Genomic DNA, 22,711 nt, shown 5'->3' on the forward strand with positions numbered 1-22,711 from the left:
GTAAGGAACCAAGAATGAGCAAGAAATTTGATGTGGTTGTTATCGGTGGTGGCCCGGCAGGTTATGTCGCCGCCATCCGTTGCGCCCAGCTGGGCCTGAACACTGCCTGTATCGACAAATGGCTGAACAAAGAAGGTAAAGCCGTGTTTGGCGGTACCTGTCTGAACGTCGGTTGTATTCCGTCCAAGGCGCTGCTGGATACTTCGCACAAGTACGAAGAAGCCAAAGACAAACTGGGCCTGCACGGTATCAGTGTGGGTGAAGTGAATATCGATGTGGCCGCTATGCTGAAACGCAAAGACCAGATCGTTAAAAACCTCACCATGGGTGTGGCGACGCTGTTTAAAGCCAACGGTGTTACCCCGCTGGAAGGCACCGGCAAGCTGCTGGCTGGTAAGAAAGTCGAATTTACCGGCCATGGCGGAACTGCTGAAATTATTGAAGCAGACAACGTGATTATTGCCACCGGTTCGGTACCGGTGAACATTCCGCCGGCGCCGCTGACGGAAGGTGTGATTGTGGATTCCACCGGCGCGCTGGAGTTTCCGGAAGTGCCGAAGCGTCTGGGTGTAATCGGTGCCGGTGTTATCGGCCTGGAACTGGGCAGCGTGTGGGGCCGTCTGGGTGCGGAAGTAGTGGTACTGGAAGCTCAGGATAAGTTCCTGCATCTGGTTGACCAGACCGTCGCCAAAGAAGCGCAGAAGCTGTTCACTAAGCAGGGTATGAGCATCCGTCTGGGTGCCCGCGTTACCGGCACCGAAGTGAAAGGTAAGCAGGTAACGGTTACCTTCCAGGACGCGGAAGGCGAGAAGCAGGAAGTCTTCGACAAACTGATCGTGGCCGTGGGCCGCCGTCCGTTTACCGAAAACCTGCTGTCTGGTGACTGTGGTGTGAATATGGACGAGCGTGGTTTTATCCATGTTGATGAAACCTGTCGTACCGATGCTCCGGGAATCTGGGCCATTGGTGACGTGGTACGCGGCCCGATGCTGGCCCATAAAGCGTCAGAAGAGGGCGTGATGGTTGCCGAGCGTATCGCCGGTCACAAAGCCCAGCTGAATTACGATGTGATTCCTTCTGTTATTTATACCCACCCGGAAATTGCCTGGGTGGGTAAAACAGAAGAGCAGGTGAAAGCAGAAGGTGAACCTTACAACGTGGGTATGTTCCCGTTTGCTGCCAATGGCCGGGCCATGGCATCCAACGATACCGACGGTTTCGTGAAGATCATCGCTCATGCTGAAACCGACCGCATTCTGGGTGCCAGCGTTATCGGCCCGAATGCCGGTGATCTGTGTCAGCAGATCGTGGTGGCAATGGAGTTCAGCTCCAGCGCGGAAGATGTGGGCATGATGGTGTTTGCACACCCGACTGTTTCTGAAGCCGTGCATGAAGCTGCTTTGGCGGTGAATAACCACGCGATTCACAAAGCGAATCGTAAAACCAAAGCGAAGTAACACGTTGGCCCGGATTTCCGGGCCTTCGCTTTATGGCCGGACGAAGGTTGTATTAACAACCGCCGACACAATCGGCTGTCCGGTTAACAACAGACTGTTGGGTACCCCCAACGCAAGAAGAGAGACAGGACAAAAGCGATGAACCTTCACGAATATCAGGGTAAACAGCTTTTTGCTCAGTACGGCCTGCCGGTTTCCAAAGGCGTGGCTGCGCAAACCGCGGAAGAAGCTGCCGCTGCAGCCGACACCATTGGCGGTAGCCGCTGGGTTGTTAAAGCACAGGTACATGCCGGTGGCCGTGGTAAGGCCGGTGGTGTGAAACTGGTATCTTCTAAAGAAGAAATCAAAGAATTCGCCAATAAGTGGCTGGGTAAAAACCTGGTGACTTATCAGACTGATGAGAAAGGTCAGCCGGTCAGCCGCATTCTGGTAGAAAGCTGCACCGACATCGCCAAGGAACTGTATCTGGGCGCGGTCGTTGACCGTTCCTCGCGTCGTATCGTCTTCATGGCCTCAACTGAGGGCGGCGTGGAAATTGAAAAAGTAGCGGAAGAAACGCCGGAAAAAATTCTCAAAGCCACTGTTGATCCGCTGGTTGGCGCTATGCCGTATCAGGGTCGCGAGCTGGCATTCCAGCTGGGCCTGGAAGGTGATCAGATCAAACAGTTCACCAACATTTTCCTGGGTCTGGCCAAGCTGTTCCAGGACAAAGACCTGGCGCTGCTGGAAATCAACCCGCTGGTGATCACCAACGAAGGCAACCTGCACTGTCTGGATGCCAAAATTGTGATCGACAGCAACGCTCTGTACCGTCACAAAGACCTGCAGGCCATGCGTGATCCGTCGCAGGAAGATCCGCGCGAAGCTCATGCTGCCGAGTGGGAACTGAACTACGTAGCACTGGATGGCAACATCGGCTGCATGGTAAACGGTGCCGGTCTGGCCATGGGTACCATGGACATCGTGAAGCTGCACGGCGGTAAGCCGGCTAACTTCCTCGATGTGGGCGGTGGTGCGACCAAAGAGCGTGTAGTTGAAGCGTTCAAGATCATCCTGTCTGACACCAACGTAAAAGCCGTATTTATCAATATCTTTGGTGGTATCGTGCGTTGCGACATGATTGCGGAAGGTGTAATCGGTGCTGTGAAAGAAGTTGGCGTTAAAGTACCTGTTGTGGTTCGTCTGCAGGGTAACAACGCTGAACTGGGCGCCAAAGTGCTGTCTGAAAGCGGCCTGAACATCATTGCAGATACCGACCTGACTGGCGCCGCCAAGCAAGTCGTGGCAGCAGCAGCTGGCAACTAAGGGGTAATCATGAGCATTTTAATCAACAAAGACACCAAAGTGATCTGCCAGGGCTTTACCGGCGCACAGGGTACTTTTCACTCTGAACAAGCCATTGCCTACGGCACCAAAATGGTTGGCGGTGTAACTCCGGGCAAGGGTGGTTCTACTCACCTGGGTCTGCCGGTGTTCAATACTGTTAAAGAAGCGGTAGAAGCCACCGGTGCAGAAGCCTCTGTTATCTACGTACCAGCCGCCTTCTGTAAAGATTCCATTCTGGAAGCAGCCAACGGCGGCATCAAGCTGATCGTCTGCATCACCGAAGGCATTCCGACGCTGGATATGCTGGATGCCAAAGTGAAGTGTGACGAGCTGGGCGTGCGCCTGATCGGCCCGAACTGCCCGGGCGTGATCACCCCCGGTGAATGCAAAATCGGCATTATGCCGGGCCACATTCACCTGCCGGGTAAAGTGGGTATCGTTTCCCGTTCCGGTACGCTGACCTATGAAGCCGTTAAACAGACCACTGATTACGGTTTTGGTCAGTCTACCTGTGTAGGTATTGGTGGTGACCCGATCCCGGGTTCCAACTTTATCGACATCCTGAAACTGTTCCAGGAAGACCCGAAAACCGAAGCCATCGTAATGATCGGTGAGATCGGTGGCAGCGCCGAAGAAGAAGCGGCGGCTTTCATCAAAGCCAACGTCACCAAGCCGGTGGTGTCTTACATTGCGGGTGTGACTGCACCGGCCGGTAAGCGCATGGGCCACGCTGGCGCCATCATTTCCGGTGGTAAAGGCACCGCAGCAGAGAAGTTTGCTGCCCTGGAAGACGCCGGTGTGAAAACCGTTAACAGCCTGGCCGATATCGGTGCAGCGCTGAAAGAACTGACTGGCTGGTAAGTTACCCGCTGTACGGTTCATAAAAACCCGCTCCGGCGGGTTTTTTTATGGCCGTTATTTGCCGCTGCGTCGCTGTTCTGGTCGCTTATTATCGCTGTCCTGATCAGTCTCTATACCTTGGTGTTATGACCCTTGGTCGAATGGCTGGCGCAGCCTCTGATCCCCTATGGTAGCTCTATTGTTATGCAGGGGAATCAGCATGAGTTATCAGCAGGAATATCGTTTATCCATCGAACAACCGGAACAGTTCTGGGCGAAGCAGGCCAAGAATATCCAGTGGTTTAAAGCGCCGCGGCGTATTCTGAGCAAAGACGAAAATGGCATTGACCGTTGGTTTGCCGACGGTGAGTTGAATACCGCCTTTCTGGCACTCGATTACCATGTGTTGCACGGTCGTGGTGAGCAGCTGGCGCTGATTTACGATTCGCCGGTTACCGGCCAGCGCAGCACCTATACCTACAACCAGCTGACCGAAGCGGTAGCGCGTTGTGCCGGGGCATTGCAGCAGCTGGGCGTGGGCAAGGGCGATCGCGTGGTGATCTATATGCCGATGATTCCCCAGGCCGCTATTGCCATGCTGGCCTGCGCGCGTCTGGGCGCGGTGCATTCAGTGGTCTTTGGCGGTTTTGCGCCGCACGAATTGGCCATTCGTATTGATGATGCCGAGCCCAAAGTGGTGATATCGGCTTCCTGCGGTATCGAAGTGGATCGCGTTATTGAATATAAGCCCATTCTGGACTCCGCCATCGCTATGGCCACGCACAAGCCGGAGTGGTGCCTGATTTATCAGCGTGAGCAGAAACCCTGCAACCTGATTGCCGGCCGCGATCTCGACTGGTCACAAACGGTTGCCCGGGCGCAACCGGCCGATTGCACTCCGGTACGGGGTGATGACCCGCTCTATGTACTCTACACCTCCGGCACCACCGGCAAGCCCAAAGGCGTTGTGCGTGATAACGGTGGCCATGCCGTGGCCATGCGTTACAGCATGAAAGTTATGTACGATATGCAGCCCGGTGACGTGTTCTGGGCCGCCTCGGATGTGGGCTGGGTGGTTGGCCACTCCTACATTGTTTATGCGCCGCTGATCGCCGGCTGCACCACCATTCTTTACGAAGGTAAACCGGTACGCACTCCGGATGCCGGTGCGTTCTGGCGCGTGTGTGCTGAGTATGGTGTGAAAGGACTGTTTGCCGCCCCGACTGCGTTCCGGGCTATCCGCAAAGAAGATCCGGAGTGCACTCAGGCAGGCAAATATGACCTGAGCAAGCTGAAAACCATTTTTATGGCCGGCGAACGGTTGGATCCGCCCACCTATGACTGGGTGGTTAAGCATCTGCAGCGCCCGGTGATTGATCACTGGTGGCAGACCGAAACCGGTTGGGCCATTGCCGGCAACCATGTTGGTCTGGATCCGGTGGCGGTGAAAGCCGGTTCAGTAACCCGGCCATCACCGGGCTATAACGTGCAGATTCTGGATGCCAAAGGCAAGCCGGTAGCCGCCGGCGAGCAGGGCATTATTGCCATTAAGCTGCCATTGCCACCGGGTTGTCTGCCGACCATCTGGGCGAATCATGAGCGCTTTGAGGCCGGGTATCTGAATGCCTTCAAAGGCTATTACATCACCGGTGACGGTGGTTATGTGGATGCCGACAACTACCTGTATGTGCTGGGCCGTACCGATGACATTATCAACGTCGCCGGTCACCGGTTATCCACCGGTGAAATGGAAGAGGTGGTGGCCGGACATGAAGCCGTAGCGGAATGTGCCGTGATTGGCCGCCACAGCGAGCTGAAAGGCGAAGAGCCATTAGGCCTGGTGCTGCTGAAAGACGGTGTGCAGATTGATGAAGAGCAGCTGCGTGCCGAGCTGGTGCAGCGCGTACGGGATCAGATTGGTGCGGTCGCCAGCTTCCGCGATGCCATTGTGGTGCAGCGCCTGCCAAAAACCCGGTCCGGTAAAATTCTGCGCAAAGTGCTGCGTAATATCGCCAACCACGAAGAGTATCAGGCGCCATCCACCATCGATGATCCGGCCTGTCTGGCCGAGATTGAGCAGATCCTGAAAAGCAAAGGCTTAAGCTGAGCCACAGGCTCCGGCTACTGGCCGGAGCCTTTCATCACGGCTGTTTTGCCTTCAGGCATTAAACCCGGAGCCGCCGGCCTGCAGTAGTTGTTTGGCTACCTGCCGGTCAAACACTGCGCCACGCTGGCGGTTTTCTTCTTCCAGTTCATCCAGTTGCTGGAACAGGCTGATTTCCTCATCGGTCAGGAAATGCAGGCATTCACCACCAAAAAACCACAGCAAATCCCGGTCAATGGCGGGGGTCAGCTGCGGTACATGGGTGAAAATATGCACCAGCCAATCGCCGCCACGGGCATAGGCTGAATCAGAATGTTCCTGCAGCAGGTCAATAACCTGCGCCAGCTGGTGTAGAATCTCGTCACTGATCAGTCCGCCGGCTTGTGGTTGGGCGTTGGTCAACCGTTCCTGAACGCGGTACAGCAGCTGGATGTGGTCATTCAGTCGTTCACTCATGTTTCACTCTTAAGGTTATTCAATGTCAGTTCCCGCGCTGGTGGTGCGAGACCTCACCAAAGTTTACAGCAATGGATTTCAGGCCCTGAAAGGCATCAGCCTGAGTGTGGAGCAGGGCGATTTCTTTGCGCTGCTCGGCCCCAATGGCGCCGGCAAGTCTACCACGCTTGGCATTCTGGCGGGGCTGGTGCAGAAAACCAGCGGCAGCGCTGAAGTGATGGGGTTCGACGTTAACCAGCAGGCTTTTTCGGCCCGTCGCTATCTGGGGGTGGTGCCACAGGAGTTCAACTTCAATCAGTTTGAAAAGGTGTATGACATCGTTATCACCCAGGCCGGGTATTTCGGTCTGACCGCCGAACAGGCGGCCCCGAACGCTGAAAAACTGCTGAAAGCCCTGGATTTATGGGATAAGCGCGACCAGCAGTCACGGATGCTCTCCGGTGGCATGAAGCGCCGCTTAATGATTGCCCGGGCGCTGGTGCACGAGCCCAAAGTGCTGATTCTGGATGAGCCAACCGCGGGGGTGGATATCGAGCTGCGGCGCTCTATGTGGGAATTTATGCAAACGCTTAACCGGCAGGGCATGACCATTATTTTAACCACCCATTATCTGGAAGAAGCGGAGCAGCTGTGCCGCAATATCGCCATCATCGATAAGGGTGAGATTATTCAGGCCACCAGTATCCGCAAATTGCTCAGTCAGCTCAGTACCGAAACCTTTATTGTTGACCTGAACTGCAGCATTGCCGATGACTTTGCTTTGCCAGGTTACGTCTGCCGGAAAATTGCTGACGATGGTTTTGAAATTACGGTGGAAAAAGGCCAGAGCATTAACCGGATTTTTGCTTTGCTGACCGAGCGCGGTATTGAGGTACGCAGCATGCGCACCAAGTCCAACCGTCTGGAAGAATTATTTGTGGGTCTGGTACGGGGAGGTAAAGCATGAGCGTATGGCGTATTCAGTGGGTTGCCTTCAACACCATTCTGGTAAGAGAAATCCGGCGTTTTATGCGCATCTGGCAGCAAACCCTGTTGCCCCCGGCCATTACCATGACGCTGTATTTTGTTATTTTCGGCCAGTTAATCGGCAGTAAAATCGGCCCGATGGATGGCGTCGATTACATGTCGTTTATTGTGCCGGGTCTGATCATGATGAGCGTAATCACCAATGCCTATGGCAACGTGTCGTCGTCTTTCTTCAGCAATAAGTTTCAGCGCAGCCTGGAAGAGCTGATGGTGGCACCGGTGCATCCGCTGACCTTGTTGCTGGGCTATGTAGCCGGGGGAGTGGCACGAGGGGTCGCCGTTGGTTTTATCGTAACGCTGTTGTCGCTGTATTTTACCGATCTGCAGATTCATAATCTGGCCGTCGTGGTCGGTGTTGTGCTGTTGTCTGCGGTGGTGTTCTCGCTGGGTGGTTTTATTAACGCGGTGTTTGCCACTAAATTTGATGATATTGCCATTATTCCGACCTTTATTATTACCCCCTTAACCTATCTGGGCGGGGTGTTTTATTCCATCAGTCTGTTGCCGGGGTTCTGGCAGCAAGTGTCTTTATTTAACCCAATTCTGTATATGGTAAACACCTTCCGCTACGGCATTCTCGGCATCAGCGATATTGATGTGCTGACCGCCATGCTGATGCTGGTAGTGTTTATTCTGTTGCTGGGTGGCTGGAGTATCTGGTTACTGCGGCGCGGTGTGGGGATGCGTCAGTGAGGTCGGTATGACATCGGTAACAAGTGAATTTAATCCACTGGGTAAAGTATCGGCCTATAAAGATCAGTACGATCCGTCGTTATTATTTCCTATTGAACGCAACGAAAGCTGGCAGGCGCAGGGGCTGGATCGCAGCGCGGTGGCTTTTTATGGCGAAGATATCTGGAATGGCTATGAAATTTCCTGGCTGAATGAGCGCGGTAAGCCGCTGGTGTGCATGGCGGAATTCCGCATCCCGGCCAGCAGCCGTTTTCTGATCGAATCCAAATCGTTCAAGCTGTACCTGAATTCGTTTAATCAGAGCCGTTTTGCTGATGCCGAAACCGTGCGCCGGTTAATGGTGCAGGATTTATCCGCGGCGGCGGGTGCGCCGGTAACTGTCGTGTTGCATGCGCTGGATGTGCAATTTCCACAGCCACCCGCAGCCCGTTGCATCGATGAGCTGGATATCGAGGTGCAGGCTTATCAACCGGATGCCGGTTTATTAAAACTGGCTGAGGGGCAGTTTGACGGCTGGCTGTGCAGCCATCTGCTGAAATCCAACTGCCCGGTTACCGGACAGCCGGATTGGGGTTCGCTGTATATTTATTACCGCGGACAGGCGTTGGATGAAGCAACCTTGCTGGCTTATGTTATTTCGCTGCGCCAGCATCAGGATTTTCATGAGCAGTGCGCTGAACGCACCTTTCACGATATCTGGCAGCGTTGTCAGCCAGAGGCGCTTACGGTATATGCGCGCTATGTGCGCCGGGGTGGGTTGGATATTAATCCGTTCCGCAGCTCAGACCAGCAGGCACAGGCCGAAAACTTCCGTACCAGTCGTCAGTAATCTGTGCTGATAACCCGTGGTGCCTCGTTAAACCGCTGAGCAGACAGGCTCAGCGGCTGACGTCGGCCACTTTGCCGCGCAGTTTATTAGCGGCTTTTTCCAGGGCATCAGCAACCCGTTCTTTTTCCTCTTCGCGGATTTTCTCCGACTCCAGATAGAGCGAGAAGCCTTCCGTTTCATGGTTAACGAAGCTGGGGTTCGAGCCCAGATCGCGGCGGTAATCCACCACCTGATACAGTGGCACCGGATCGCGGAAACCTTTCACCATGGCCGTACCACGCTGGCGACAGATAATTTTATCTTTTACCAGGGCAAAGGTTTCGTGGGAAATCAGAATCTCACCGGCATCGGCTTCGCTTTCCAGGCGGCTGGCAAGGTTCACTTCCTTACCGATGATGGTGTAATCCATACGGCTGTCAGTACCGAAGTTGCCCACCGTACAGTAACCGGTGTTAATACCCATGCGGATCTGCAGTGGGGCGGTCATACCGTGTTCGGCCCATTGTTTGCGCAGTTTCAGCATGTGGCGGCGCATCTCAATGGCCATGGATACGCAGGCCAGCGCATCACGTTTGGTGCCCTTACTGACCGGATCGCCGAAGAAAATCATAATGCCGTCACCGATGAACTTATCGATGGTGCCGCCGTATTTCAGCGCGATGCGGGACATATCAGTGAGGTATTGATTTAGTAAATCGGTGAAGGCCTCGGCCTCGATCTGCTCGGACAAGGATGAAAACCCAACGATGTCAGAGAAAAATACCACCAGTTTTTTGCGCTGGGTTTCCAGCCGTGCCTGACGGCGACCGGAAAAAATGGATTCCCACACCTGCGGCGCTACGTATTTGGACACCTGCTGCGATAAAGCCTGAAAACGCTCGACCTGGCCCTGAAACTTCTGCTTCAGGCGGATCAGGTCACGGGCCTGGCGGTTACTGTTAAAGGCAGTGACGGCCAGATGCATCCCCACGCCGAAAGCCGCCGTCATAAACAGAGCTGGCGGTGCCGCTGGGGCCGTATGAAAACCAAAAATCAGGATACCGGTAGATACGCCAGCCGCCAGAGATGTGACGCAAAATACCCAGGCGGTAATGCTGCCGACCACAATAAAGCTGGTGTTGATCATAATCAGAAACAAGCCGGCGATTTCCATCGGCAGGTGCAGAAAACCCAGAAAAATACCGAACAGAAAGGCGTCGATATTAATCAGAAACTTGCGGGTGGCACGCTTCTTTTTTTCAAACGGACGGCTGAGGATAAAAACCAGATGCGGGTACAGTAAGCTGACCAGAGCGACCGCAAATACACGCTGGTCGAAGTACTCCAGCAGGTAACCCACCATAACGGTAACCGCAGCCACCCCGTAGCCCAGCCCCCGGGCCATGTAATCCTGCCGTGGCAGGGTGGTTTCGGTAAAATGGGACGGATCATGCGGTCTGGACATGAGGCAGACTCAGCAGTTTTTTTCTTATAATAAAGGCCACGATGCTACCGGCTTTAATGATAGAGTTCATCTGTATACTCAGAATATGTCATGACAGCAAGTGCAGCCGTTTTGATTCAGTTGTGCTGCACTTTAAGGCAATACGGTTACTTTTTTATTGATATGGACAGCACCTATGCATGCCCTTGATGTTCTCACCCAGCGTGTTTCCATTGCTCAGCTCAGTGGACCGGATATTACCACTGACCAGCAGGAAATGCTGATCCGTGCTGCACTGCGCGCCGCCGACCATGCCTGGCTGCGTCCGAGCCGCTATCTGACCGTTCAGGGCGCCGCCCGTTCCCGTCTGGGGGAAATATTTTTACAGGCCACCCCCGATTGGCAGCAACTGCCGGCCGACAAGCAACAAAAACTGCTGAATGCTCCCTTACGTGCGCCACTGGTCATTGTTGCCATCTGCCGGGTGCAGGAGCATCCCAAAGTGCCGGCGCTGGAGCAGCTGCTGTCGACCGGGGCCGGCGTACAGAACATGCTCAATGCTGCCTGGGCGTTGGGGCTTGGTGCCATCTGGCGCAGTGGTGATGTTGCTCATAACCCGGCCGTCGCCGCAGCGCTGGGGTTGGCGGCCAATGAACAGATCGTGGGCTTTATCTATGTGGGCCATCCCAACACCACGCCTAAGGCCGTACCGGAACTGGAGGTTCGTGATTTTGTAACCGCCTGGGAAGCAAAAACGCTCTGAAAACAACGAATTGCATCACCGGGTGTTGACTGGCAGCAGGGCTGTGCGTATAGTTCGCGGCCTCTGAGCTAGCTCAGATCCGGTGAGGTGTCCGAGTGGTTGAAGGAGCACGCCTGGAAAGCGTGTATAGGTTTATCCCTATCGAGGGTTCGAATCCCTCCCTCACCGCCACGAATCAACATTAAAAAAGCCCCTGTCGCAAGACCGGGGCTTTTTTAATGTCTGAAATTCACGGTGATGGGCGGGTACGGAGAACCCTCGTGGGTTCGACCCGAGCGAGGTACGAGCGACAAACGTCAGCTTTGCTGACGGTCATCCCGACCTTGTAAAGCCCCTGTCGCAAGACCGGGGCTTTTTTAATGTCTGAAATTCACGGTGATGGGCGGGCACAGAGAACCCTCGTGGGTTCGTACCGAGCGAGGTACGAGCGACAAACGTCAGCTTTGCTGACGGTCATCCCGACCTTATGCAGCCCCTGTCGCAAGACCGGGGCTTTTTTAATGTCTGAAATCCGCGCACCACTCATTCCGCGGATCAGATGCAGCCAGCGCCTGAATTCTCTATAATCGCCGGCCTTGAATTACTTATTACCGGAAATCCGTTATGACCAAGGTCCGCACCCGTGTTGCGCCGTCGCCCACCGGCGATCCGCACGTAGGCACCGCCTACATTGCTTTGTTCAACCTGGCCTTTGCCCGTCAGCACGGCGGTGAATTTATCCTGCGTATTGAAGACACCGATCAGGTGCGCAGTACGCCGGAGTCGGAACAGGCGATTCTCGACAGTCTGCGCTGGCTGGGTATCGAATGGTCAGAAGGCCCGGATGTGGGTGGTCCGCACGGTCCATATCGTCAGAGCGAGCGTGGCTCGGTGTATGCCGAGCATGTGGAAAAACTGCTGGCTTCCGGTCATGCCTTTAAATGCTACCGTACTCCGGAAGAGCTGGATGCGATGCGCGCTGCCCGTCAGGCGTCTGACAGCAGCATGGCGTTGAAGCCGTCTGATTTATTGTTACCAGCTGATGAAGCTGCCCGCCGCGAAGCCGCTGGTGCCCCTTATGTGGTGCGTATGATGGTGCCGGAAGAGGGTGTGTGCGTGGTGAATGACCTGCTGCGCGGCCCGATTGAGCTGGACTGGTCGCAGGTGGATGCGCAGGTGCTGATGAAGTCGGATGGTATGCCGACCTACCATCTGGCGAACGTGGTGGACGATCATCTGATGGAAATCACCCACGTGATCCGTGGTGAAGAGTGGATCAGCTCGGCACCCAAGCACAAGCTGCTGTATGAATACTTTGGCTGGGATATGCCGCAGTTGTGCCATATGCCGCTGCTGCGTAACCCGGATAAGAGCAAACTGAGCAAGCGTAAAAACCCCACCTCCATTATGTTCTACGAGCGCATGGGCTTTATGCCGGAAGCGCTGTTGAACTACCTCGGCCGTATGGGCTGGTCGATGCCGGATGAGCGGGAGAAATTCACCCGTGAAGATATGTTCAGCCACTTCGATATCCACCGCGTATCCCTCGGTGGGCCGGTGTTTGATCTGGAAAAACTGCGCTGGCTGAACAGCCTGTGGCTGCGTGAGCTGGATGTTGAAACCTTTGCTCAGCGTTTTGCGCAATGGGGCCTGAAAGCCGAACGTGTCCTGCCGATTATTCCCCACGTGCAGCCGCGGGTTGAAACCTTCTCCGATGTGGTGCCGCTGGCCGGGCATTTCCTCGGTGGTTTAACGCAGCTGACACCGGCGCAGTTTGAACACAGAGCCTACGATGACGAGAAATTACTGACGCTGCTGCAATTTGGTTTATGGCAGCTGGAAAGCATTCGCCACTGGTCAAAGGAATCCATTGAACAGAGCCTGTTCCCGCTGGCGAAACAGCTGGATCTGAAAATCCGTGATTTCCTGTTCCCGTTCTTTATTGCCATTGCCGGCACCCCGGCCACCATTTCCGTACTCGACAGCATGGCATTGCTGGGGCCGGATATGAGCCGTGCGCGTCTGCGTCATGCGCTGAGTGTGGTGGTTGGTCCGGTGGAATTGGGTAAAAAACGCCTGAAGAAACTGGAAAAAGACTATCAGCAGATTCTGGCTGCCATCGCCGCTGAGGCCGCTGCGGTAACCACGGCTGAATAAGTGGTTAGTTTGTCGGGGCGGAGTAGCTTCTGCCCCGGCAAAACGCTCTAAGTTATTGTTTATGAAAATTTTTTGAATCTTATTGTTGACACCTTTGGGGGCCATCAGTAAGATTCGCCCACGTTTTGAGACGGGGCCTTAGCTCAGCTGGGAGAGCGCAACACTGGCAGTGTTGAGGTCAGCGGTTCGATCCCGCTAGGCTCCACCAAACTCTCAAAACAGTCCTTGTGTCCCCATCGTCTAGAGGCCTAGGACACCGCCCTTTCACGGCGGTAACAGGGGTTCGAATCCCCTTGGGGATGCCACTATTTACTGTCCCGCAGTAAATATTTTTTTGGGGCCTTAGCTCAGCTGGGAGAGCGCAACACTGGCAGTGTTGAGGTCAGCGGTTCGATCCCGCTAGGCTCCACCAAATTTCCTTTTTTGTTTATTTCTTTTTTACAATCGGCACCGGCTCCCGGTCTGGCTGATTTTCTCTGTATTCCGCCCATAACATCCGCGCGCTGAAACCGTTACAATGCCTGCCTCTCAGGCAGGATTAACGACCATGGTTCATTTACCCAATGTGATCAAAGAAAAAGCCCGCGCAGTGCGCCTGGTGGTATTCGATGTCGATGGCGTGTTAACCGACGGCACGCTGGTGTATGCCGCTGATGGTGAGCAGGTAAAACACTTTAACGTAAAAGACGGTGTCGGCATTAAACTGCTGAATACTTACGACATTCTCACTGCCGTTATTTCAGCAAAAGAATCAGCAGCACTGAGCCGGCGGGTAAAAGACCTGGGTATTCAGCATTTTTTTCCCGCCACCAAAGATAAGTGGGCGGTGTTATCCGCACTGATGGATGAATTGCTGATTGGCACCGAAGAAGTGTGCTTTGTCGGCGATGACGTTATAGACCTGAAAGTAATGAAAAAAATTGGCCTGAGCATTGCACCGAAAGATGCCTTCTGGATGGTAAAAGACCACGCCGATTTAATTACCGACAGCGAAGGTGGGCGTGGGGTGGCACGCGAGGTGGCTGATATTATTCTCGGCAGCCGGATGCCGTTAGAAGAAGCTTACATTAAGGCCATGCTGCCGGAATTTGAAAACGTTAAACAGTGATGCCTCAAGCGGATTAAAAGAGATGGCCGACTATAAAATTGTGATACCTGCCCGTTATGCCTCCAGTCGTTTACCGGGTAAACCGCTGCTGATGCTGGCCGGTAAGCCGATGATTCAGCATGTGTATGAGCGTGCTGTGGCCACCGGTGCGACCGATATTATTATTGCCACCGATGATGAGCGTATCCGCGACGTGGCTGCCGGGTTTGGCGCCGAGGTGGTAATGACGTCGCCGGATCATGAAAACGGCACCGAGCGTATCGCCGAAGTGGCCCGCATTAAACAGTGGCCGGCCGAGGCGGTGGTGGTGAACCTGCAGGGCGATGAGCCGTTAATTCCGCAAAGTCTGATTGCCTTAACGGCGCAGGGTTTAATTCAGCATCCGCAGGCGGGTATGAGTTCGGTCTGTACCGCGCTGAAACACGATGCCGATGCCTTTAACCCGAACGTCGTGAAAGTGGTGTTGGATCAGCAGCAATTTGCGTTGTATTTCAGTCGTGCATCGATTCCCTGGGATCGGGATGCGTACAAAAATGGCACGGGTATGATGACCACGAAAATACCTGTCTACCGTCATATTGGTATGTACGGTTATCGGGTGTCCTTTTTGCAGCAATACACCGCGATGCAACCCTGTGCGCTGGAAGGTACCGAAGCGCTGGAGCAATTACGCGCACTTTGGTACGGCGTAAAAATTCACATGGCCATTATTGATGAAGCGCCGGGGCATGGTGTGGATACGCCGGACGATGTCGCCCGGGTTGAAGCGATGTTGCAGGCGTTGAATACCTGATAAAACGGCGGCTACAACCGTAGCCGCCGTCCTTCTCTCAGCATCTGGCTGCTGCGCAAGAGTTCCTTAAACAGCTCCAGCTCTTTCGCTGCACGGGCACGGTCAGTGAAGCACGCAATGGTTTGGTCGCGCTGAATGTCGATATAGCCGTGCGGTTTCAGCACGATCAGATTCTGATTAACCGATGAATGCACTTGTATCTGCACGCGGCTGCTCAGCCGTTGTTGCCATTGCAGCAGCGGGTGGTCAGCGATGCCGGCGTATTCGGATGGAATAAGAATCTGCATTGTGCGCCGGCGTGAAGCGCGCAGCCAGGCGGTGAGGCGGGTGTAGGTGTCGCGGTCACGCCAGACCGGTAATTGCAGATCAGCGCAATGAACAGCAAGGCCAGCCACACTGAATTGGGTGGCAATCTGCAGCAGGCCGTTGGCGGCGCAGGGGCTGTTCAGAACATAGCGCTGGCTGTCTTTACCCGGAATAAATTGCTCGCTGGGGCTGAGGGTGCGCCCCAGCACTTTGCTCATACGGATATGGGTAATACCGGCATCCACATTAAAATCCGGCTCCGGTGAATAACCGTTTTGCCAGTAAAAATAATAGGCCTGGGTTTGTACGTTGGCACGCAGACTGCGGCCGCGCATCTCATTCAGATAATGCTGTTCAGCGCTGCGCAGCAGCTGGCTGCCAATGTGCTGACCACGGTATTCCGGCATCACCGCCATGCGGCCCAGCGTGCCATTGCTCAGCAGGCGCAGGCAGCCGGCCGGCCGTTTGCCGTCACGAGCCAGAAAATGCACGGCGCTGGCATCGTCACTGTCCCATTCCAGTGCTTCCGGTACGCCTTGTTCGTCAATAAAGACGCGCCGGCGCACCGCACGCAGCGCATCCTTATGGACGGTCCAGTTGGCCAGCTCAATCTGCAAATTCAATCTCCGGGCTGTACAGCAAGTGGCGTTGCCACAGTTGTACCAATAAGTTGCGCAACGGTTCACTGCCAGCCAAGGCCTGCAGCTGTTCTGATTGATAGTGGCTGTGGTTGGCCAGATACGCAACGCCGGCGCTGTCGCTGGCAGGCAATGCCCAGCTCATGCCCAGGGCAAAAAAGCGGCAGTTATCGCCGTGCTGGCTGTAGGCAAAACGCGCAAATTCGGAACGGCGCCATGGTTGGTATTCCTGCAGCTCTTCGTCCAGTTCTTCCCAGCTGGCGTCATCGCGCGGTTCGGGTAACTGTTCCGGGTATTTGGGTTCGCTCATCAGCTTACCCAGAATGGTTTGCAGACGTTCTTCGTCATCAAACGCGCTGATCAGCAGTTGTTTCAGGCGGGCGGTGGCATCGGCCCCGATGCGGCCCGGCTCAGCCTGAGGCTGTAAGTCGGCATCCGTGTAACGGCAGTCTTCACTGCTGCTGGCCAAAATATCGTCCAGCGCCGCTTGCGCCAGTTCCGCCTGGGACGGGGCGCGGAAGCCGATGCTGTAGGTCATGCACTCGCCTTGGGCGATGCCGTAATGCGCCAGTTGCGGCGGCAGGTAGAGCATGTCGCCGGGGTTCAGTACCCAGCGCTCGGTTTCGTCAAACTGTTCCAGTACACGGATTTTCGGGCCTTGCAGAATGGGCGATTGTTCGCTGCATATCTGACCGATACGCCATTCGCGCTGGCCTTCGGCTTGCAGCAGAAACACATCGTATTGGTCGTAATGCGGGCCTACCGAGCCGCCATCGACGGCGTAACTGATCATCAGGTCGTCGATGCGCCAGGACGGAATAAAACGGAAATGTTCCAGCAGGTCGGCGGCTTCGGGAATCCAGTGATCCACGGCCTGCACCAGCAGCGTCCATTTGTTTTCCGGCAGGCTGCGGTAGTCGTCTTCGGTGAAGGGGCCCTTGCGGATTGACCAGGGGCCGTCCTTGCCTTGCTCTTCGACGATGCGGGATTCGATTTCTTCTTCCAGACTGAGGCCGGCCAATTCCTGTGAGCTGAGCAGGGGAGTAAAGCCCGGCCAGGCATTACGGATGACTACCGGTTTTTTTTGCCAGTAGTCGCGCAGGAATTCTTCAACGCTTAAATGACCGAGGACGTGCATAGACATTACTCAACTCTGAAAATGAATGAACGGAAAATCAATAAAAAAGCCTCCCGCAGGAGGCTTATATCAGGTGCAGTTTCAGGTGCTGCTTGAGCAACCGTGTGCGCCACGGATGGCGCACTCGAGCCCCCAGGGATGGGTTTACGGCGAGTTGCACAAGCAGTGCCTGAAGCTAGCACTAGCTGAGATAAGCAGCGCTTAAACCGCTTTTGCCTGATCCGCGGCATTACCAATATAGGTCGCCGGGGTCAGAGCGTTCAGTTCATCTTTTACTGCCTGCGGCAGCTCCAGTGAAGCAATGAATTCCACCATAGCGTCCTGAGTAATGGCTTTACCGCGGGTGAATTCTTTCAGTTTCTCGTACGGCTGTTCAATGCCGTAACGGCGCATCACGGTCTGTATCGGCTCGGCCAGTACTTCCCAGGCGTTGTTCAGGTCGTCGGCTAAGCGCGCTTCGTTCACCTGCAGCTTACTGATGCCTTTCAGGGTGGCCTGGTAGGCGATCAGGCTGTAGCCCATGCCCACGCCCATGTTGCGCAGCACGGTAGAGTCGGTCAGGTCACGCTGCCAGCGGGAAATCGGCAGTTTTTGTGCCATGTGGGTCAGCACGGCGTTGGCTAAGCCGAGGTTGCCTTCGGAGTTTTCGAAGTCAATCGGGTTCACCTTGTGCGGCATGGTGGACGAGCCCACTTCACCGGCAATGGTGCGCTGCTTAAAGTAGCCGTTGGAAATGTAAGCCCAGATATCGCGATCGAAATCGATCAGGATGGTGTTGTAACGGGCGAAGGCATCGAACAGTTCGGCGATGTAATCGTGCGGTTCAATCTGGGTGGTGTAGGGGTTGAAGGTCAGACCCAGAGAGGTGACGAATTCCTGCGCGTTGGCGGCCCAGTCGATGGCCGGGTAAGCCGAGAGGTGGGCGTTGTAGTTGCCCACGGCGCCGTTGATTTTGCCCAGAATTTCCACCGCGTTGATCTGTTTGATCTGACGCTCAAGACGTGCCACCACGTTGGCCATTTCTTTGCCCAGCGTGGTCGGAGAGGCGGTCTGACCGTGGGTGCGTGACAGCATCGGCAGCGCCGCGTAATCGTGTGCCAGCTTGCGGATATCGTCGGCGATTTTCTGCATCACCGGCACCATCACGTCACGGCCGGCTTTCAGCATCAGCCCGTGGGACAGGTTGTTGATGTCTTCAGAGGTGCAGGCGAAGTGCACGAACTCGTTCACCGCCATCAGTTCGGCGTTGCCGGCGAACTTTTCTTTAATGAAGTATTCCACCGCTTTTACGTCGTGGTTGGTGGTGGCTTCAATCTTCTTAATGCGCAGGGCGTCTTCTTCGCTGAAGTTATCGACGATGGCGTTCAGGGCAGCATCGGCGGCGGTCGAGAAGGGCGGTACTTCATGAATAGCCGGGTGGGCGGCCAGACGCTGCAGCCAGCGGATTTCCACTTCCACCCGGGCGCGGATTAAACCGAACTCGGAAAAGACAGGGCGCAGATCGACGGTTTTGCTGCCATAGCGGCCATCAAGGGGTGAGATGGCGGTCAGGGCAGACAGCTCCATGGGTTTCTGAGTGGACATAGCGGCTCTCAACTGGCAAAGAATGTAAGAAAAGATAAGGCGCGCGATTCTAACGGATTTTTTCCCATAACTCAGCCCTTGGGTTGTTGTTGAGGTACAATGCCGGCCGGTTTTTTTGGCGGTACCGATGTTCCTATGCTGGATTCTTTACTGAGCTATTCCGACAGCCCCTATTGGCTGGTGCTGATTGTGATTATTTCCACCTTTATGCTGGAAGATCTGGCCATTATCGGCGCAGCTCTGCTGGCCGCCAGTGGCAAGATGATGCCCGAACTGGCCTTTGCGGCCACCTGTGTGGGCATGCTGATTGGCGATACGGCGCTGTATCTGCTGGGGCGGTTGGCGCATCGCTGGCCCTGGCTGGCGCATCATTGCCGCCATCCGTTAATCGACCGGCAGGTGCGGCCATTGCAGCAGGCGCCCTGGCATCAGCTGGCGTTAATCCGCTGTATGCCGGGCTTGCGGACCTTCGGTTATATCGCCTGTGGGGTGGCACGGGTGCCGGGCTGGACCTTTACCGTCGCGAATGTGATTTCCATTCTGCTGTGGGCTGCGGGTTTGTTTGGGGTGGCGTTCTGGCTGGGGCAGGCCTATGCCGAGCAGTTACAGGCCTGGTTATGGTGGTTGCTGCCGGTGGCGGTGGTGCTGTTTTTTCTGGGGCAGAAACGCCTGCGTGCGCGCCTCGAGGCTGAAGCCTGAGCAAGGTCTGTTATCTGCTCTGCCTCAGCGCAGAGCGATAGCGCCTTTATTAACCCCTTCAAAGGCCTTTACCTTCACATTGGCTTGTGGGTGTCCGGCTTTAATAACCGCCGCCAGATGGCTGGCAATGAATTCCACCGTGGTGTCGGTGTTCATCAGGTAGCAGCGTGACGCTGGCATGCTCAGGCGGAACTCGCCCTGGCGGGCGGTGTAGGCAAATTCATACTGGCCATCGTTCAGGGCGATGGTGTCTTCTTCGGTGGCCAGATAAATATCGGCCCAGCGTTCGGCCCATTCTTGTTCCAGTTCGGCGCTGCGCCGATCGTTCAGCCAGATCTGAATGCGCGAACGGTGTCCGTGGGCGATGCGCTGGCAGTTGCCGTTGTGTTTTTTCAGGCCGTGGCTGTAATGGTAAAACGCACCGTCGATGGCTTCCGGCTCAAAACTCAGACGCAGTTGTTCCACGTTCACAGGAAACTGTCCGCGCAGTTGTTCGCGACACCACTGGGCTACGGATTGGGCGGTGATGCTGGCGGCATCGACCAGTGCCACTGCCTCACGCGGGGCGTCCATCTTAATATGCTCACCGTTATCCAGTTGCCACTCTAACTGCACACGCTCGCCGTTGTTCTGCAAACGCAGCGCCGGTGATTGCACCGGTACCAGCAGGCGGTGGTCAACCTCAAGATCCAGCCAGTTGCGCAGGGTTTTCTTTACAATGCCGAAATCGCAGATCATGCCTTCGTCATCGAGCGCGCCATCCAGCAGGGCGGAGGCCCACCAGGTTTCCCCGACAATGCCGCGGTGGGCATCGAGGTAGCTGAAATCGACGTTGGTGAGTTGATCGACAAAAAGTTGCATGAGCATTCCGCAGCCGCTGGCTGAAACAGGGTGGTTAAACGCCGGCATTTTAGCCTAAAGGCGGGCGGGCGTCACAGGCTGGCTTTCTATGATTTATATACCGTTATCTTTCCAGGTGGCTGCGGGTGGTTAGCAGTCATCGGGCAGTTCCTGTATACTTCGGCGTCCTGATTTGCTCATTGCCACCTGTTCCGGGTCGGTAATGACAACTTTCCACATCCGGCATCAGCCGGTTGAGACTGCTACTTTTGAGGCTTAACAATGACTGGATACGTTCAGAAAGGTGGTATTCAGGTCGCACAGGCTCTGTACGACTTTGTGAATGAAAAAGCGATTCCGGGTACCGGTATCGATGCAGAAGCATTCTGGGCTGGTTTTGATGCCCTGGTGAATGATCTGGCGCCGAAAAACAAGGCATTGCTGGCCAAACGTGATGACCTGCAAGCCAAGATCGATGCTTACCACACTGAGCGCAAAGGTCAGCCGCACAACGCGGCCGAATACAAAGCGTTCCTGCAGGAAATCGGTTACCTGCTGCCGGAAGGCGAAGCCTTCGAAGCCACAACCGCCAACGTTGAGCCGGAAATCGCCACCATGGCAGGCCCGCAGCTGGTTGTACCGGTGATGAATGCCCGTTTCGCCCTGAATGCGGCCAACGCCCGTTGGGGGTCTCTGTACGATGCCTTGTACGGCACCGACGTCATTTCTGAAGAAGGCGGCGCGGAAAAAGGCACCGGTTACAACAAAGTCCGTGGCGACAAAGTGATTGCCTGGGCCCGTGCCTTCTTGGACACCGCTGCACCGCTGATGTCCGGCTCTCACGCTGACAGCACCAACTATGCCATTGAAGCTGGCAAGCTGGTTGTGACCCTGAAAGACGGTTCAACTACCAGTCTGAAAGTAAGCTCACAGCTGGTGGGTTATGTGGGTGAGTTCAAAGCCCCGACCGCCATCCTGCTGAAAAACAACGGCCTGCATTTTGAAATCCAGATCGATGCCACCTCTCCGGTCGGTTCGACCGATGCCGCTGGCGTTAAAGACATCCTGATGGAAGCGGCACTGACCACCATTATGGATTGTGAAGACTCGGTTGCTGCTGTAGATGCCGCTGACAAGGTTGTTACTTACAGCAACTGGCTGGGTCTGATGAAAGGTGACCTGGCTGAATCGGTAAGCAAAAACGGCAAAACCTTTACCCGTACCATGAACGGCGACCGCGAATACGTGGGTCTGAACGGCGAAACCATCCGCCTGAAAGGCCGCTCCATGCTGTTCATTCGTAACGTTGGCCATCTGATGACCAACCCGGCGATGCTGGATAAAAACGGCAACGAAGTACCGGAAGGCATTATGGATGCCATGGTAACTACTCTGGTTGCCATCCATGACCTGAAAGGCAACGCGCCGTTCCGCAACTCCACCACCGGTTCTGTGAACATCGTTAAGCCGAAAATGCACGGTCCGGAAGAAGTGGCGTTCGCCAACGAACTGTTTGGCCGCGTTGAAGACGCACTGGGTCTGCCACGTTTCACCATGAAAATGGGCATCATGGACGAAGAGCGTCGCACCACCGTCAACCTGAAAGAATGTATCCGTGCTGCCAAAGACCGCGTGGTGTTCATCAACACCGGCTTCCTGGACCGTACCGGTGACGAAATCCATACCTCTATGCTGGCCGGTGCTTTTGTACCCAAGTCACAGATGAAACAGCAGGTGTGGATCAACGCTTACGAAAACTGGAACGTCGACACCGGTCTGGAAACGGGCCTGCAGGGTCGCTCCCAGATTGGTAAGGGTATGTGGGCAATGCCGGACGAAATGGCTGGCATGATGGAACAGAAAATCGGTCACCCGAAAGCCGGTGCCAACACCGCCTGGGTTCCCTCCCCGACGGCGGCCACGCTGCACGCCACTCACTACCATCAGGTGAACGTGTTTGAAGTTCAGAACGAACTGAAAAACCGTGCCCATGCGTCTGTTGACGACATCCTGACCATCCCGCTGATGACTGCTGAGCAGGCCAAAGCACTGACCACTGAACAGATTCAGAAAGAACTGGACAACAACTGTCAGGGTATTCTGGGTTATGTGGTGCGCTGGATTGACCAGGGCGTTGGTTGCTCGAAAGTACCGGACATCAACAACATTGGCCTGATGGAAGACCGCGCGACTCTGCGTATTTCTTCTCAGCACGTTGCCAACTGGCTGGAGCACGGTATTTGTACCCGCGAACAGGTTGAAGACAGCCTGAAGCGCATGGCCGCTATCGTTGACCAGCAAAACGCCGGTGACCCGCTGTACATCAACATGGCTCCGGCCTTTGATGGCATTGCGTTCCAGGCCGCGTCTGACCTGATCTTCAAAGGTAAAGAGCAACCCAGTGGTTACACTGAGCCGCTGCTGCACGCTTACCGTCTGAAGTTCAAAGCCTCCCGCTAAGGCAGGTTGCTTAAAAAGAGCCCGGAACCTTCCGGGCTTTTTATTGCCTGTTGTTCATGTAAACAGGCAGTAAAACCGGCCGTGGGGCTGTT

At 55.2% G+C, this 22,711-nt stretch carries 19 protein-coding genes and 4 tRNA genes; 17 read left to right on the forward strand and 6 right to left on the reverse strand.

What is annotated here, in order from left to right; genetic code table 11:
* Nucleotides 1-14 precede the first annotated feature (14 nt).
* The 4 genes from lpdA to GJQ55_RS06015 all read left to right on the forward strand — a co-directional run bounded on the left by lpdA (nt 15) and on the right by GJQ55_RS06015 (nt 5,730).
* Nucleotides 15-1,457 carry a dihydrolipoyl dehydrogenase gene (gene lpdA, locus GJQ55_RS06000; RefSeq protein WP_228346606.1) on the forward strand — a complete coding sequence of 481 codons (1,443 nt, stop codon included), beginning with the start codon at nt 15-17 and terminating at the stop codon, nt 1,455-1,457.
* A gap of 138 nt (nt 1,458-1,595) precedes the next feature.
* Nucleotides 1,596-2,762 carry an ADP-forming succinate--CoA ligase subunit beta gene (gene sucC / locus GJQ55_RS06005; protein ID WP_228346607.1) on the forward strand — a complete coding sequence of 389 codons (1,167 nt, stop codon included), beginning with the start codon at nt 1,596-1,598 and terminating at the stop codon, nt 2,760-2,762.
* Nucleotides 2,763-2,771: 9 nt separating this feature from the next.
* Entirely contained in the window at nt 2,772-3,644 is an 873-nt protein-coding gene (gene sucD / locus GJQ55_RS06010) for a succinate--CoA ligase subunit alpha (RefSeq protein ID WP_228346608.1), read from the forward strand.
* A gap of 199 nt (nt 3,645-3,843) precedes the next feature.
* Nucleotides 3,844-5,730 (forward strand): propionyl-CoA synthetase, encoded by a 1,887-nt coding sequence (locus GJQ55_RS06015; protein ID WP_228346609.1) that lies wholly within the window; start codon nt 3,844-3,846, stop codon nt 5,728-5,730.
* A gap of 51 nt (nt 5,731-5,781) precedes the next feature.
* Here GJQ55_RS06015 and GJQ55_RS06020 read toward each other — a convergent pair whose 3' ends face one another.
* The gene (locus GJQ55_RS06020) at nt 5,782-6,183 is read right to left on the reverse strand and encodes a PA2817 family protein (RefSeq protein ID WP_228346610.1); all 402 of its coding nucleotides are present in this window, start codon (nt 6,181-6,183) and stop codon (nt 5,782-5,784) included.
* 22 nt (nt 6,184-6,205) lie between these two features.
* On the opposite strand from GJQ55_RS06020, the gene GJQ55_RS06025 reads away from it, so the two are divergent.
* From GJQ55_RS06025 to queF, 3 genes are read left to right on the forward strand one after another with little or no spacing between them, the layout of a single operon-like run.
* Nucleotides 6,206-7,129, forward strand: a complete 924-nt coding sequence (locus tag GJQ55_RS06025) for an ABC transporter ATP-binding protein (RefSeq protein ID WP_228346611.1) — start codon at nt 6,206-6,208, stop codon at nt 7,127-7,129.
* Complete coding sequence (locus GJQ55_RS06030; protein WP_228346612.1) at nt 7,126-7,902, forward strand: ABC transporter permease; 777 nt, start codon at nt 7,126-7,128, stop codon at nt 7,900-7,902. The genes GJQ55_RS06025 and GJQ55_RS06030 overlap by 4 nt, the downstream gene beginning before the upstream one ends.
* Before the next feature lie 7 nt (nt 7,903-7,909).
* Entirely contained in the window at nt 7,910-8,731 is an 822-nt protein-coding gene (gene queF / locus GJQ55_RS06035; protein ID WP_228346613.1) for an NADPH-dependent 7-cyano-7-deazaguanine reductase QueF, read from the forward strand.
* Between the two features lie 49 nt (nt 8,732-8,780).
* Here queF and GJQ55_RS06040 read toward each other — a convergent pair whose 3' ends face one another.
* Complete coding sequence (locus GJQ55_RS06040; RefSeq protein WP_228346614.1) at nt 8,781-10,175, reverse strand: adenylate/guanylate cyclase domain-containing protein; 1,395 nt, start codon at nt 10,173-10,175, stop codon at nt 8,781-8,783.
* A 175-nt stretch (nt 10,176-10,350) separates the two neighbouring features.
* Here GJQ55_RS06040 and GJQ55_RS06045 point away from each other — a divergent pair, with 175 nt between their 5' ends.
* From GJQ55_RS06045 to kdsB, 8 genes are all read left to right on the forward strand, one after another.
* Complete coding sequence (locus tag GJQ55_RS06045) at nt 10,351-10,917, forward strand: nitroreductase family protein (protein WP_228346615.1); 567 nt, start codon at nt 10,351-10,353, stop codon at nt 10,915-10,917.
* A gap of 81 nt (nt 10,918-10,998) precedes the next feature.
* Nucleotides 10,999-11,088: transfer RNA gene (locus GJQ55_RS06050), tRNA-Ser, on the forward strand.
* Between the two features lie 432 nt (nt 11,089-11,520).
* On the forward strand, nt 11,521-13,053 hold the full coding sequence (gene gltX / locus GJQ55_RS06055; RefSeq protein WP_228346616.1) for a glutamate--tRNA ligase: 1,533 nt from the start codon (nt 11,521-11,523) through the stop codon (nt 13,051-13,053).
* A gap of 132 nt (nt 13,054-13,185) precedes the next feature.
* Nucleotides 13,186-13,261 (forward strand) — tRNA-Ala (locus GJQ55_RS06060).
* A gap of 21 nt (nt 13,262-13,282) precedes the next feature.
* A tRNA-Glu gene (locus tag GJQ55_RS06065) sits at nt 13,283-13,358 on the forward strand.
* Between the two features lie 31 nt (nt 13,359-13,389).
* Nucleotides 13,390-13,465: transfer RNA gene (locus GJQ55_RS06070), tRNA-Ala, on the forward strand.
* 135 nt (nt 13,466-13,600) lie between these two features.
* Entirely contained in the window at nt 13,601-14,161 is a 561-nt protein-coding gene (locus GJQ55_RS06075) for a KdsC family phosphatase (RefSeq protein WP_228346617.1), read from the forward strand.
* Between the two features lie 22 nt (nt 14,162-14,183).
* Nucleotides 14,184-14,954, forward strand: coding sequence for a 3-deoxy-manno-octulosonate cytidylyltransferase (gene kdsB, locus GJQ55_RS06080; protein WP_228346618.1), 771 nt, complete (start codon nt 14,184-14,186; stop codon nt 14,952-14,954).
* An 11-nt stretch (nt 14,955-14,965) separates the two neighbouring features.
* Here kdsB and GJQ55_RS06085 read toward each other — a convergent pair whose 3' ends face one another.
* The 3 genes from GJQ55_RS06085 to purB form a co-directional block, all read right to left on the reverse strand.
* Nucleotides 14,966-15,877: a GNAT family N-acetyltransferase gene (locus GJQ55_RS06085; protein ID WP_228346619.1), complete on the reverse strand. Its 912-nt coding sequence runs from the start codon at nt 15,875-15,877 to the stop codon at nt 14,966-14,968.
* Nucleotides 15,867-17,042 (reverse strand): cupin domain-containing protein, encoded by a 1,176-nt coding sequence (locus GJQ55_RS06090; protein ID WP_228346620.1) that lies wholly within the window; start codon nt 17,040-17,042, stop codon nt 15,867-15,869. The genes GJQ55_RS06085 and GJQ55_RS06090 overlap by 11 nt, the downstream gene beginning before the upstream one ends.
* Before the next feature lie 195 nt (nt 17,043-17,237).
* On the reverse strand, nt 17,238-18,602 hold the full coding sequence (gene purB, locus GJQ55_RS06095; RefSeq protein WP_228346759.1) for an adenylosuccinate lyase: 1,365 nt from the start codon (nt 18,600-18,602) through the stop codon (nt 17,238-17,240).
* A gap of 153 nt (nt 18,603-18,755) precedes the next feature.
* On the opposite strand from purB, the gene GJQ55_RS06100 reads away from it, so the two are divergent.
* The gene (locus GJQ55_RS06100; RefSeq protein WP_228346621.1) at nt 18,756-19,319 is read left to right on the forward strand and encodes a DedA family protein; all 564 of its coding nucleotides are present in this window, start codon (nt 18,756-18,758) and stop codon (nt 19,317-19,319) included.
* 24 nt (nt 19,320-19,343) lie between these two features.
* Here the strand turns inward: GJQ55_RS06100 and GJQ55_RS06105 are convergent, their stop codons facing one another.
* Nucleotides 19,344-20,180, reverse strand: a complete 837-nt coding sequence (locus tag GJQ55_RS06105; RefSeq protein ID WP_228346622.1) for a 6-carboxytetrahydropterin synthase — start codon at nt 20,178-20,180, stop codon at nt 19,344-19,346.
* A gap of 261 nt (nt 20,181-20,441) precedes the next feature.
* Here GJQ55_RS06105 and GJQ55_RS06110 point away from each other — a divergent pair, with 261 nt between their 5' ends.
* The gene (locus GJQ55_RS06110; protein ID WP_228346623.1) at nt 20,442-22,619 is read left to right on the forward strand and encodes a malate synthase G; all 2,178 of its coding nucleotides are present in this window, start codon (nt 20,442-20,444) and stop codon (nt 22,617-22,619) included.
* The last annotated feature ends 92 nt before the right edge of the window (nt 22,620-22,711 follow it).

It is taken from the genome of Venatoribacter cucullus (assembly GCF_016132445.1).
In the GTDB taxonomy this organism is placed as follows: Bacteria; Pseudomonadota; Gammaproteobacteria; order Pseudomonadales; family Oceanobacteraceae; genus Venatoribacter; species Venatoribacter cucullus.